Origin of the sequence: Nonomuraea antri, assembly GCF_013283785.1 — a bacterium.
GTDB lineage: Bacteria > Actinomycetota > Actinomycetes > Streptosporangiales > Streptosporangiaceae > Nonomuraea > Nonomuraea antri.
Genome location: NZ_JABCPZ010000284.1, coordinates 1 through 12,676, shown reverse-complemented (window position 1 = coordinate 12,676; position 12,676 = coordinate 1). Strand labels below are relative to the sequence as shown.

Genomic DNA, 12,676 nt, shown 5'->3' with positions numbered 1-12,676 from the left:
TGAGATGTGTATAAGAGACAGGTGCGGGGGCTGCCGGTCAACGAGGTGGCGCCGGAGGTGACCGTGGAGGGTCCGGTGCCCGAGCTGGCGGACGAGGTGCGGGAGCTGCACCGGCGCTTCTACCAGAGGGCACGGGCCCGCGAGTAGAGCTCGTGGTCCATGTCCGGCCGGCCCCTGAGCCCGCGGAAGAGGCGGTTGATCCTGGTCCGCTCGGTCTTGTGACACCGGCGCCAGGTCTGCAGCACGCGCAGCACGCCGTCGGCGGGAAGCCGGGGCTCGTCCGCTTCGAGCTGCCTGAGCACCAGGTCGAGGTAGCGCGGCCCGGCGACGTCCGCGCGGATGGCCCGGTCGTAGAGCTGGATCCGGACCTTCGGGTCGGCCTCCTCCACCGGTTCGAGCAGCAGCGCGAGCAGGTCGGCGAGGGGAGTGTTCGGCAGCTCGGCGAAGCCTTCGCCCGTCCACGCGACGTACGGCATCAGGCCGAGCAGGAGATGCGAGACCGGGCTGTCGTCGCGGAAGGCGGCCTCGCGTATCCACGGGGTCATCGGATGGCCGTGCGTGAACACCTGGTGGGGGTGCGGGTCCCACCAGCCCTCCGGCAGCGCCGGCCAGGAGAAGAAGGGCAGGTCGGTGACTCGGAAGTCCTCCCCGGTGTCGGGCGCGACCGCGAGATGCCGCACCCCCTCCCGGACGAAGTGCCGCACCCGCAGGAACGTCGTCAGCGACGCCCACTCGTCCCTGGTGAGTTGTGACTGCCACAGGCGCGTGATGCGCCGCCACCGCTCGTTGGCCGGCTCCGGCTCGGCGACGGCGAACAGCTCGGCGCCGGAGAGCGGCCGGTCGGCCGAGAGCACGGCCAGCAACAACAGGTTCGCGGCGTAGGCGGCGTGCCTGGCCGGCACGTCCGCCTCCACCGGCTGGTACCGGTCGAGGTCGGCGACCGGGCGCGGCCGCTGCGACTCGGCGAACAGCCGGCACAGGTGGTCGCGCAGCAGCTCGCGGTGCCCCGCCGGGACGCGGTGGGCCAGGCCGTGCCGCAGGAAACCCATGGTGGACGAGCGCACGGAGAGCACCGCGAACGACAGCAGCGCGTGCAGGAACGCGTCCCCGGGCAGCGCCGGGCGGTTGCGTGCCGCCGCGCGGTCGAGCTCGTCGGCCAGGTCCGCCAGCTCGCGCACGACCAGCCGGGCGACCAGGTACTCGCCGAACGTGGCGTGCAGGAACTCGTAGGTGCGCAGCCGCTGGTCCTCGCGCAGCGCCTGCGTCCGGTGGACGAAGAAGAACCCGCCGATGACGTTCTCGGCCGGCGACAGGTCGCGGCGGAACCCGGTGGGCTCGGCCGCGACCCGGCCGCCGGGCAGCAGGGCCTCCAGGTCGGCGTTGAGCTGGTCGCCGGTGACCCACTGGCGGCCCCGGTTGTGCATGGCGAACGCGGTGACCGACAGCCGCAGCAACTCGTGCTCCACCGCCCTGGCCAGGTCCGCGTCCGTCCGGTCCGAGGCGGACTTGCGTACCTCGCGGGCGGCGAAGTCGCGCAGCAGCCGCTCGTACAGCTCGGCCTCGTCGAGGTGGGCGCCGAGCCGGTGCAGCGCGTTGGCGTCGGCGTCGTACAGGGCGAGCATGAGCAGCAGCAGCGGCTGCCCGGACAGCTGCGGCAGGGCGAGCACGTGCTCCACCGAGAGCGGACGCAGCCCGCGCCCGGCCAGGTACGGCGTGTTGTGCTGGTTCCAGGTCGTCACCCAGCGGCGTACCTGGTCCTCGTCGAACGGCTCCAGCCGCAGCACCACCGACTCCGCGGGCAGCCTGGCCCGGTCGGCGACCGTCGTGCGCGAGGTCACGATCACGGCCAGGGGGCGGCCGCGCTCGGCCTGGCGGAGCTGGAAGGCGGCGACCCGGTCCAGGTAGTCCGTCTGGTTCACGCCGGTGGCCTGCAGCAGCTCGTCGAAACCGTCCAGCATGACGACGGGCAGCGCGCCGTCGGCCGCGTGCACCAGCTCCGGCCAGGGCATGCTCTCGTCCAGGGCGTCCTTGATCGCGTGCTCGATCTGGCCGAGCACGTCGCTGTCGGCGGGCACCGCGCGCAGCTCGACCCGCAGCGGCAGGAAGTCCGCGGCGGGCAGCCGCGCCGCCAGGATCCTGGTCAGCGCCGACTTGCCCGCGCCCGGCTGGCCCAGGATCACCAGCGGGGCCCGCGCCGACTGGGTGAGCGTGAGGTGGGCGACCAGCAGCCCGATCAGGTCGTCGCGCCTGGGCCGGTCGGCCCAGGTCCGCTCGTCGGCCGGGCTGCGGTCGTGGCCGGGCGGGAGCAGCCGGAAGCCGGGATCGACGTACCCCTCGGCCAGGGTCGGGACGCGCATGCCCAGGGGCGCGTCCGACGACAGCGAGATCGGCCGGCCGAGCGCGGACCTGTTCGCCCTGACCAGCGCCGCCAGCCGATCGGACGGCGACCGGCCGGAACTGACGGCGGCCAGCCGCTCCTGCAGGCCGAGCAGCCCGTGCCTGGTCGCCTGGTGCTCGATGAGGTTCGACCAGTGCGCGACCTCGGGGAAGTCGGCGGCCAGACGGCGGAACAGCTCCTCGTAGCGGCGGCAGGCCAGCGCCGGCACCTCGACGGACATCACCTCGCGGAAGCGGTCCCGGTGGGTTTCGTGCCAGTCGTCCCAGCACTTCAGCCCGGAGATCAGGGTGAGCAGGTCGGTGGAGAACCGCCGGTAGCGGTCGGCCAGCTCGGCGAGCAACTGCTCGTGCGGACGTTGCGGGGCGGGGCAGGGCAGCTCGGCGTCGATGAGGCGGCCCGCCCAGTCGCTCGACCGGCCCGCCCTGATCAGCCGGTCCTGGTCGTCGCGGGTCAGCCCGGGCAGCGCGGCCCGCTCGTCGAGCGCCTCGAAGTACGCCGTGACCACCACGACCGCGTGTGCCGCCGTCAGCCGTTCGGTCCTGTCGTACCTGGTCAGGCCCTTGGCGTGGTCGTGGAGGCGGCGGATCAGGCCGTCGCCGAGCCGTACCGCCTCCGCGCGCGCGTCGAACAGGTCCACCGCGCCGAGCGCGAACAGCGCCAGCGACGACAGCTTGTCCAGTGCCGTGGTGAGCGCGCTCTCGCCACCGAGCAGGACGACCGCGTCCCGATAGCTCAACATCCTGCGCAACGGGGCTCCTCGTAGGCGTTTCCCGTCAGTCTGCCGAACCTTGGGCGCGATCGACAGGAACTGTCACGAATCGGCGGCGCGCAGCCCGATCGCCGGGAGTTGTCAGGAGTCGGCGGCGCCCAGCGCGATCGTGTCGGCGACCTCCTCGTGCCGCTCGGTCTCCTCCTGCGCGAAGCGGGCCTCGTCGAGCTTGTCGGCGATCTCCTCGTCCTGCTTCATCAGCGCCTCGAGCGACTGGCCCGCCATGTCCAGCACGCCCATGTCCGCGTACGCCTGCTGCAGCCGCGGGCTCCACAGCCCGATGTCCTTCACGCACGGCACGATCCGGCTGAACAGCAGCGAGCGGAACAGCTTGAGGTAGGCCGACCGGTCGACCGCTTCCATGGCCTCGCCGACCTCGGACTTCGACAGGCCCAGGGTGTGCCAGGTCTCCTCGCCGCGCAGCCGGTCGCGCATCAGGTAGCAGCCCTCGATCACGAAGTCCTCGCGCTCGCGCAGCTCGCTCTCGGAGAGGTTCCTGTAGTAGTCGCGCAGCGCCATGCGGCCGAACGCGACGTGCCTGGCCTCGTCCTGCATCACGTAGGCGAGGATCTGCTTGGGCAGCGGCTTGGTGGTCATGTCGCGCATCACCCCGAACGCGGCCAGCGCCAGCCCTTCGATGAGCACCTGCATGCCCAGGTACGGCATGTCCCAGCGGGAGTCGGTCAGCGTGCTGTCGAGTAACGCCTTCAGATGCGTGTTGATCGGGTAGGCCAGGCCGATCTTCTCCTGCAGGAACCTGGCGTACGTCTCGGCGTGCCTGGCCTCGTCCATGGTCTGGGTGGCGGCGTAGAACTTGGAGTCCAGGTCGGGGACCGACTCGACGATCTTCGCCGAGCAGATCATCGCGCCCTGCTCGCCGTGCAGGAACTGGGAGAACTGCCAGGCCGCGCCGTGCAGCTTGACGTCCTGGCGCTGCTTGTGGTCCATCCGCTCCCACAGCGGGGTGCCGAAGATGGCGATCGTCTCGTCCGGGATGCCCAGCACGTTGTACGGGTCGACCTCGAGGTCCCAGTCGATGCGCTTGGTGGAGTCCCACTGCTTGTCCTTGCCCTTTTGGTACAGGGCCAGCATGCGGTCTCTGCCGTCGTCGTATTCCCAGGTGAACCGGCTCTGGCCGGCCATTTCGACATTCCACGTGGAGAGTTCTGCGGGGATCGTGTAGAGATCGTGCGTCGACATAGGACCTCCGTGGGGGCCGGCACGTACGTACACCGTACGTCCACGTTTTCGAGGCTTGCACGTACGCCGTACGTCCGTCAATAGAATGTGCTATGCCCACCGAGCCGCTGTCCCGGCACCGCATCGTCGCGGCGGCCATCGAACTCATCGAGCGCGAGGGCGCCGACGCCGTCTCGATGCGGCGCATCGCCGCAGACCTGGGCGTCGGCGTGATGTCCCTCTACAACCACGTGCCGAACAAGGACGCCCTGCTCGACGGGGTGGCCGAGGCCGTGCTCAGCGAGATCGAGTTCACCGACGACCCCGCCGCGCACTGGACCGACCGGGTGCGCGCGCAGGCGCGTGCCTTCCGCCAGATCGCGCACGACCACCCGCGCTCCACCATGCTGGTGATCAGCCGTCAACTGCACTCCACCGCCGGGCTGCTGCCCGTCGAACGCGCGCTGGCCACGCTGCGCGGCGCCGGGTTCGACGGGGTCGACGCGGTCCGGATGCTGCGCATGTTCATCGCGTTCATCGTCGGGACGCTGCTGCGCGAGGTGGGGGTGACACCGACGTTCGCGCCGCCGGAGCACGGCCGGGCGGTCGACGTCGACAAGATCGACCCGGCGCTGTTCCCCGAGGTGAGCGCGCTGGCGAAGCCGCTGGGACACTGCGACCACGAGGCGGAGTTCGAGTTCGGCCTCGAACTGCTGATCCAGGCGATCGCCGTGCATCCCGGACGGCGGGAGCGCACGTGAGCGGGCCCGTGACCAGCGCAGGGAGGGCGCCCTGCCGGGCGCCCTCCCCATCTCAGTACCAGTTGTGCGATCTCCAATGGCCCCAGGCGCCGCACGGCCTGCCGTACCTCCCCTTGATGTAAGCCAGGCCCCACCGGATCTGCGTCTCCGGGTTGGAGCGCCAGTCACGGCCGGCGCCTCGCATCTTGCCCGCGGGCAACGCCTGCGGAATGCCGTAGGCGCCGGATGAACGGTTGTACGCGCGATGGTTCCAGTTGCTCTCGCGCGTCCACAGATTGTCCAGACAGCGGAACTGCTGATAATTCCACGCCCGCTGGACCACTTGATTCAGGGCGATGCCCTTGTTCCTGTTCTTCGGCCGATGGGCCGGGATCTTAGGTTGCGCTGACGTTTTCCACGTCCGGGTCTGGACGACCGGGACCGGCGCGGATTCCGCGGCGGCGCTCGCCATTCCGGCGCCGAACGTGGTGATCGTAGTGGCGGTGATGAATGCGCGGCTCAACACGCGTTGGCTGTCCAAATCGTTCCTCGTCATCGGGTCGCGTGCGGACGGGCGCCCCCGAGGAGCGCCCTGCCGTTCAGCGTCCGTGGCTCGGACGAGAAGAGTCCGCGTGGCCCTCCGGGATCCCGTTCCGCCCAGGGGGCGGCCCGGAGGACTCCACGACGTGTCCATAGCCGATTCCTATTACGCGCGGTCATCGGCGGTCACAGATCTCGACACGCGATGGACAGGTGTTTGTGTGATCGTTGCGGGCAAATGGCCGCCTCGCAGGGCCTGGATTGCGTGGCCCGGCGGCCGGATGGGATCGGCTTGCCGCAAAACGCGCCCGAGCCTGGGGTTTGGCTCAGTACCAATGGTGGGATTGGAAGTGCGCCCAGGCGCGACACGGCGACCCGTACCGCTTCTTGATGTAGGACAGGCCCCAGGCGATCTGCGTACGCGGGTTGGTGCGCCAGTCACGGCCCGAGGCGGCCATCTTGCGCCCGGGCAGCGCCTGCGGGATCCCGTAGGCGCCGGAGCGGTTGCCGGCCCGGTGATTCCAGCCGCTCTCCCTGGTCCAGAGCCTCTCCAGGCACCTGAACTGCTTGATGTTCCAGCCACGCTTGGCGACCATCGGCTTGGCGATCGACTTGTTCCTGCCGCTGGTCTGGGAGCTCTGCGCCTGCGCGGCCGTGGCGCCGCCTGCCGTCACCAGGGTGGCGGTCAGGACCAGGACGCCGGTACGGCGGAGCATCGGCATGCGGATTCCCTTTCAAAGGGGACGGGGACCGCGCCACCCTGCCGGAGAATTCCGCTTCCTGGCTAATTGACCATGAACTCACATATCTATAACCAATGATCACTATTTATGTGTGTTCAGGGGATTTATGTGAAAAATGTGGACTGCGTCACAATTTCGCGCGCCGGCCGTTCTGTAAGCTCGGATCATGAGCCTCCGTGACATCCCGCTGCGCACCCTCGCCGACGCCCCCACCACCCTGGCCGACCTGGCCGGCGACAAGGCGGTCCTCCTCGTCAACGTCGCCTCCAGATGCGGCCTGACCCCGCAGTACGGCGCCCTGGTCGACCTGCAGCGCGAGTACGGCCCCCGCGGGTTCACGGTGATCGGCGTGCCCTGCAACCAGTTCATGGGCCAGGAGCCCGGCTCGGCCGAGGAGATCCAGCAGTTCTGCGCCACCACGTACGGCGTGGACTTCCCGCTGCTGGAGAAGTCCGACGTCAACGGCGACAACCGGCACCCCCTCTACGCCGAGCTCACCCGCACCGCGGACGCCGAGGGCGAGGCCGGCGACATCCAGTGGAACTTCGAGAAGTTCCTGCTCGACAGGGACGGCAACGCGGTCGCCCGCTTCCGCCCGCGCACCGCCCCTGACGACCCGGCCGTCATCACCGCACTCGAAAAGCTCCTCTGACGACGCGCCGAGGTGGAGGCGCGGCCCCCGGGCGGCGCCTCCACGAGCTCACGTGTCACCGGGGACGATTGCCGGCCCCGACTCCTCCGTCAGGAGTGCGAATCTGGGCGACCAGCCGCCACACATCGGAGCTGGGATTGGACCGCACGGGCGACCCGTCGCCATCGTGCTTCTTGTCGAGTGCCCGTGCCCGCGCCTCGGCCTCATCATGGCGTGCGACGAGTTGTTCGAGTGCCTGCGCCGTCGGTGTCTTTCCGCAGCTGAGCAGTGTTTTCGCGATATCCTGGGCCTTCGTGCGATCCAGGCTCGCCCACTGGTCCTGAAAGTGCAGGGCGAACCACAGTTCGATGCAGGGATTCGAGACGGCAAGCCTGATCTCGTTCTTGGTCGCTAAATCGATGGCCTGATCCAGGCCATGATGCTCGTCGACGTCGAAGACACACCAATACTCGCTGAACGCCTGGCCGCGTCCGCGCCGCTGGTCGCGAAGGTCGTTCTCCCGTCTGTCTCGTGCCTTTTCCACTAACTGAAGCGGACCTCCGTGGAAGTCGTCGATGACCACGATCGCCCGATCTCTGAAAAGCCGGTACCAGTGCAGCAGGTAACTGGGCTCGGTTTTCCTGCCCTCGGTGAACGCCAAGATCGACCGCCGGTTCGCGGCGGCTGACGTCCCCCCTCTGGTCCGGCGGGTGCCGCGGCCCTTCATCCGTGCTCGCCAGTAGCGATCAACTGGGCGACCTCGACGAATTCCGCACGGTTGACGATCGGAGTGGCGCCGTACAGTCCCGCTAGGTAGCGCTTGCCTATGGCTTCCTCTCTTCGCGGTCCCAAGTCCGACAGGGGATATAGCCGGCTGTTGCCATCGGCCAGTTTCTCTGTGAACCAGATCTGATCCCGGCCGAGTCGGCGATGCCCCGTAGTGTCATCGAGGAGTGAGACATCATGGGAACTGAAGATCAGCTGGGCGCCGTTGGTATTGGCCTCCTGGTCCTGAAAGAGCTCGACCAGTCGCTGCACCAGCATCGGATGCAAGCTCGCTTCGAGTTCGTCGGCGAGCAGGACGCTGCCGCGCTCCAACGCGGCCACGACCGGTCCGATCAGCCCCAGCCAGACCAGTGTTCCGAGGGACTCTTCCGAGACGTCGAAGTCGATGTCGTCGCCGCCGCCTTGGTGGGTGAGCACGAGCCCCAACTCCGTCAGATCGACGTCAGGCGCCGCCTCGGCTTCCTCCTCTCGTCCGGAGAGGATTTGCGCGGCCCGGCGTACCCGGTCGACGACCTGTGGGTCGAGCGGGCGGATCCGGACGTTCGCGATGCCGAGGTCGGCGGCTCGGATCAACGCGAGAACCAGGTCGCGGCTCCGCTCGTGTCGTAGCAGATGCGTGGTGTACGCCCACCGGACCTGTCTGCTGGAGGCCTCGGCGAGCAGAAGGCTGTCTTCGAACCATTGAAAGAGTGGCAGGAGATCTGGATGCCCGGCTGCGGCCGCCGCAGAGAGGAAGAAGGCATTGGGACGCGTGATCTTTTCGACCGCGCGACCGACGCTCCGGTTTCCTGCGCCCAACTCGATCGGCTTGCCGCTCTCACGGCGGAAGAGCAGGGCGCTGCGGCCGCGCGGATAGCGGTAGGCCCATTCCTTCAGCACCCGTTCGTCATCGAAGATCACGCCGTACTCGTGGCGGACACCGTTCAGCACGAGATCCACTTCGAACCGGGACGGTCTGGCGGTGGAGTCCTTGTCCAGCCGGAACGGACGGCGAGGTATGCCACCACCAGGATCACCGGACCGAAACGACAACAAGACATGGTTGCGGAAGACGCTCATTGCCTTGAGTACGTTGCTCTTCCCTGACCCGTTGGGCCCGAAAACTCCCGCTACGGGAAGTACTCGGACGGGACGGCCACCCTGACGCCAGGACACCTTCCGGGGTACCCCGTCATCCGCGAGAGCCGTTGCCTCCATGGACAGCTCCAGCTCGTCACGGAAGGAATGGACGTTCTCGGCTCGGAACGCCAACAACATCGAATGCTGACCGCCTGCTGAGGGCTCCATGAGGACGATTATCGCGAGTTTCCTGCAATTTCTCAATCGGGAAGCGGTCAGAGTTCCCCTGTGGCGAAATCCAAGTCGCCCGGAGTCGGGAAAATGTGGCCTCTTTTCCCGACTTATTCGGCCGCGACTCAGACGCTGACGGCGACCTTGCCGCGGACCTGGCCTCCGCGCACGTACTGGATGGCGGCGGCGGTCTCGGCCAGCGGGAACGTCCGGTCCAGTGCCGGGGTCACCCGGCCGGCCGCCGCGAGGTCCGCCAGCTCACGGAGGTCGTCCTGACGCGCCGCCGACAGCAGCGGACGCAGGTTCTGCCGGATGAACGTCGACCACAGCGCGGCCCGCAGCTGACGGTCGGTGCCCTGCAGCCAACGGCCGCCGCGGCACTCGCTGCCGACGATCACCAGCGTGCCGCGCGGCGTGAGCGCGCGGCGCAGGTGGGAGAGCTTGCGGTGGCCGCCGGTGTCGAGGATGAGGTCGTATCGCCGGCCCGTGCGGGTGACGTCCTCGACGCCGTAGTCGATGATCTCGTCCGCGCCGAGCGTACGGACCAGGTCGGTCTTCGCGCCGCTGCACACGCCCGTGACGTGGGCGTCCATCGACTTGGCGAGCTGCACCGCGAACGAGCCGACCGCGCCCGCCGCGCCGATGACCAGCACCCGCGGGCCGCTTGGGCCCGGACGAAGCCCGCCGGCGTCGCGCAGGCCCTGCAGGGCGGCACAGCCGGAGGTGGGCAGGCAGGCGGCCTGCTCCGGGCTGAGGCCGGGCGGCCTGGGCACGAGCCGGTCCTGGGTGGTGCGGGCGTATTCGGCGAACGCGCCGTCGCAGGTGCCGAACACCTCGTCGCCCGGCTGGAATCGCGTCACGTTCCTGCCGACGGCCTCGACGCGTCCGGCGACGTCCAGGCCGGGGACGCGGCTCTTCGGCCGGCGCAGCCCGATGCCCGCGAACCGCACCGGGTACGGCAGGCCGGTGACGGAGTGCCAGACGCCCTGGTCTATCCCGGCCGCCTGGACGCGTAAGAGCACGTCGTCGTCCCCGGCGATGGCGGGCCGCTCGACCTCGCCGAGCCGCAGCAGGTCGGGGGAGCAGTAGTCGTCCTGGACGATGGCCTTCATGAGTGTGCGGGGGGTGGTGGTGGGAACGGTCTTCATGGTGCGTCCTCCGGATACTGGAATACCTGGTCGATCGAAACGTTGAACACCCGCGCGATGCGGAAGGCCATTTCGAGCGAGGGGGAGTAGCGTCCCTGCTCGATGGCGATGACGGTCTGACGGGTCACGCCGACGCGCTCCGCCAGCTCCGCCTGGGTCATCTCGCCGTGCGCGAACCTGAGCGCCCGGATGGAGTTGGTGACGTTGGTGGGCTTGGTCACGTCAGAAGCCCCGCCGGTAGGCGACGATCTTCGCGACCGACGACACGAACGCCGACAGGACGAACCCGAGATACAGCGCGTTGGCGATCCAGAAGTGCGCCGAGCCCAGCAGCGTCAGCCCGAACGCCGCCAGCGCGCCCAGGCTGAGCACGTAGAACTCGACGCGCCGGCCGTACAGGACGATGTCGGCGTCGCGCTCGTCCCGCTGCCCGGCGTCCTGCGGGGAGAGGATTCCGGCGACGATGTTCGCGCCGATGTTCATCACCATGGCCGCGCCGATGGCGACGAGCAGCGGCCGGACGTAGGCGATCTCGGTCACGGGCGTGGTGGGCAGTTGCCCGAGGACGATCGCGAAGTAGACGACGGGCACGCCCACTGCGATGGCTGCGTAGATCCAGACGCGCTTCTCTTCGAACGACATGTCGCCCCCATGTAAAACAAACCTGACATGAGTTGAAGGTAAAGCGCAGCGGACATGATGTCAAGAATTTTTAACCATGCCCGGGTCCGGTCGATCTCCTGCGGCACCGTGACGCCGTGACGCCGTGAGGCCGTGGTGGGGCGGCGTGGGATGGGGAAGGATGGCGGCATGACGTCGTTGTCGTTGTGGCTCTGGCGGCTGGTCTTCTGGGTCGGCTGCGTGCTGCTCGTGACCGGCGCGGTCCTGTCGTTCGCGGCCCTGCCGGATCGGGCGCCTGCCGCCTTTCCACTCACCATGGCGGGACTGGGGCTCGCGCTGGTCGGAGGGTTCGTCGTCGCGATCAGAACGGGGACGGGCGAGCAGACTGCGCCGACGGATGGAGCGGTTCGTGACGAACGTGCCGCAGTCGCCGCCTCCGACCCCGACGACGACGGCTCACACTAGGCGCACGGACACCGACTCGCGAGGTGCAGTTACGCAGCTCACCCCGGCCACACTCCTTTGCAGCCTCTCATCGCAACGCCCCGGAGCCATGGCCGATTGGGCCCCGGCTTGTGCGGGCCCCGGCTTGTGCGGGCCCCGGCCGGTGCGGGGCCAGGCCTGTGCGGGGCCAGGCCCGAGGCGGGCTGAGCCCAGGCCTGTGCCGGCTCCTGGCTGGCCTGTGCGGCTTTAGAGCAGGGCAGGCCCAGAACAGTGCAGGCCCAGGGCGGTGCGGGCCCCAGGGCAGCGCAGGCTCCAGGGCAGCGCAGGCTCCAGGGCAGTGCAGCCCCGGCCTCTCAACCTCGGGCACCCGATTCCGGCCCGACCTCTCCCGGGGCCCATCTCGGCCAGACGCTAGGTCTCACTGAGATCCGTTGGTCTCACTGGCATCCACACGCCCCACCGGCACTCCCTCACCCAAGGGAGCCCCATTCCAGCCGCTCGCGCCCCCTTGAGGTGCCCCTCATCGCGGGCATTGGGCGGCGGATCTCAATGAGAGCAACGGATCCCAGGGAGACCAGTGGATGCCGGTGATAGCAGGTGGATGCCCATGGGGCCTGTGGGATCCATCGGGCATGTGGGATCGGCGGGGCCTCAGCCCACGATCTCGTCATCCACATGGGCGGCGAACTGGGCGGCGCGGATCTCAGCCATCTCCTCACCCCGCCGAATCCGGCTCTCCCAGGCCGTCTCCACCCCGAACGCCCGCCGCGCGAACCCCAGCTTGCTGATCGCCTCGGACATGGCCGGATCGCCCGGCGCGTACACCTGCCCGTCGATGGCCACCGTGTTCGGTGGGACGAAGAACTCGTCGGGCAGCACGCACCCCGCGTGGGCGGTGGCCCCGATCGCGATGACCACCCCTGCGCCCAGCACCGCGTCCTGCAACACCGTGGCACCAGTGGCCAGATAGGCGCACCGACCGACCTGGCAGCCGAGCAGCGTGGCGTGCGGCCCGACGAAGACATGGTCACCCAACGTCACATCGCCGCGCAGGACGGCGTTCTCGCAGATGACGGACGCCTCGCCGACCTCGATGGCGCCATCCTCGGCGTCCAGCACGGCGCCGTACATGACGCGGGCGCGCGGGCCGACGCGCACCTGGCCGACGAGGGTGGCGGTGGGCGCGATGTACGCGCTGGGTTCGACCACGGGCTCATGGCCGCGATGACGAATCAACATGGGCCCATGATGGGCTGGATCGGCCTGGCCAGGTAGATCATTGCCCGTTTCATGACGGTTCGTTTGCGTTTGTCCGATTCATGGCATAGTCTTGCATGTGTTGGCCGGGGACAAGACCCGCACTACGCCGAGGCACCCCGCCCCAACC

14 protein-coding genes are annotated in these 12,676 nt (G+C 68.9%); 4 read left to right on the top strand and 10 right to left on the bottom strand.

Translation table 11 applies throughout. The annotated features are described in order from the left end of the window. Window positions 1-21 precede the first annotated feature (21 nt). On the top strand, window positions 22-147 hold the full coding sequence (locus HII36_RS48550) for a hypothetical protein (RefSeq protein WP_407940890.1): 126 nt from the start codon (window positions 22-24) through the stop codon (window positions 145-147). On the opposite strand, the gene HII36_RS48545 is transcribed toward HII36_RS48550, so the two are convergent. Together HII36_RS48545 and HII36_RS48540 are read right to left on the bottom strand one after the other, a co-directional pair. Beyond that, a complete protein-coding gene (locus HII36_RS48545) occupies window positions 120-3,137 on the bottom strand; it encodes an NACHT domain-containing protein (protein WP_407940891.1) in 3,018 nt (1,005 codons plus the stop codon). The genes HII36_RS48550 and HII36_RS48545 overlap by 28 nt on opposite strands. A gap of 111 nt (window positions 3,138-3,248) precedes the next feature. Further along, entirely contained in the window at window positions 3,249-4,367 is a 1,119-nt protein-coding gene (locus HII36_RS48540) for a ferritin-like domain-containing protein (protein WP_173530175.1), read from the bottom strand. A 92-nt stretch (window positions 4,368-4,459) separates the two neighbouring features. On the opposite strand from HII36_RS48540, the gene HII36_RS48535 reads away from it, so the two are divergent. Next, window positions 4,460-5,107: a TetR/AcrR family transcriptional regulator gene (locus HII36_RS48535; protein ID WP_173530174.1), complete on the top strand. Its 648-nt coding sequence runs from the start codon at window positions 4,460-4,462 to the stop codon at window positions 5,105-5,107. 52 nt (window positions 5,108-5,159) lie between these two features. Here HII36_RS48535 and HII36_RS48530 read toward each other — a convergent pair whose 3' ends face one another. Then, window positions 5,160-5,627 (bottom strand): aggregation-promoting factor C-terminal-like domain-containing protein, encoded by a 468-nt coding sequence (locus HII36_RS48530; RefSeq protein ID WP_236004795.1) that lies wholly within the window; start codon window positions 5,625-5,627, stop codon window positions 5,160-5,162. Between the two features lie 325 nt (window positions 5,628-5,952). Further along, window positions 5,953-6,348, bottom strand: coding sequence for an aggregation-promoting factor C-terminal-like domain-containing protein (locus HII36_RS48525; protein WP_236004793.1), 396 nt, complete (start codon window positions 6,346-6,348; stop codon window positions 5,953-5,955). A 187-nt stretch (window positions 6,349-6,535) separates the two neighbouring features. Here HII36_RS48525 and HII36_RS48520 point away from each other — a divergent pair, with 187 nt between their 5' ends. Next, a complete protein-coding gene (locus HII36_RS48520; protein ID WP_173530173.1) occupies window positions 6,536-7,021 on the top strand; it encodes a glutathione peroxidase in 486 nt (161 codons plus the stop codon). A gap of 55 nt (window positions 7,022-7,076) precedes the next feature. Here HII36_RS48520 and HII36_RS48515 read toward each other — a convergent pair whose 3' ends face one another. From HII36_RS48515 to HII36_RS48495, 5 genes are all read right to left on the bottom strand, one after another. Further along, a complete protein-coding gene (locus HII36_RS48515) occupies window positions 7,077-7,661 on the bottom strand; it encodes an RloB family protein (protein WP_173530172.1) in 585 nt (194 codons plus the stop codon). Window positions 7,662-7,723: 62 nt separating this feature from the next. Next, complete coding sequence (locus HII36_RS48510) at window positions 7,724-8,983, bottom strand: AAA family ATPase (RefSeq protein WP_268959802.1); 1,260 nt, start codon at window positions 8,981-8,983, stop codon at window positions 7,724-7,726. A 218-nt stretch (window positions 8,984-9,201) separates the two neighbouring features. Continuing rightward, on the bottom strand, window positions 9,202-10,224 hold the full coding sequence (locus HII36_RS48505) for an NAD(P)-dependent alcohol dehydrogenase (RefSeq protein WP_236004791.1): 1,023 nt from the start codon (window positions 10,222-10,224) through the stop codon (window positions 9,202-9,204). Beyond that, entirely contained in the window at window positions 10,221-10,445 is a 225-nt protein-coding gene (locus HII36_RS48500) for a helix-turn-helix transcriptional regulator (RefSeq protein ID WP_173530170.1), read from the bottom strand. Before HII36_RS48500 ends, HII36_RS48505 begins: the two co-directional genes overlap by 4 nt. 1 nt (window position 10,446) lies before the next feature. Further along, the gene (locus HII36_RS48495; RefSeq protein ID WP_173530169.1) at window positions 10,447-10,866 is read right to left on the bottom strand and encodes a hypothetical protein; all 420 of its coding nucleotides are present in this window, start codon (window positions 10,864-10,866) and stop codon (window positions 10,447-10,449) included. Between the two features lie 168 nt (window positions 10,867-11,034). Between HII36_RS48495 and HII36_RS48490 the strand changes: the two genes are divergently transcribed. Then, window positions 11,035-11,310: a hypothetical protein gene (locus HII36_RS48490; RefSeq protein ID WP_173530168.1), complete on the top strand. Its 276-nt coding sequence runs from the start codon at window positions 11,035-11,037 to the stop codon at window positions 11,308-11,310. Between the two features lie 630 nt (window positions 11,311-11,940). Here the strand turns inward: HII36_RS48490 and HII36_RS48485 are convergent. Then, on the bottom strand, window positions 11,941-12,528 hold the full coding sequence (locus tag HII36_RS48485) for a gamma carbonic anhydrase family protein (protein WP_173530167.1): 588 nt from the start codon (window positions 12,526-12,528) through the stop codon (window positions 11,941-11,943). Window positions 12,529-12,676 lie beyond the last annotated feature (148 nt).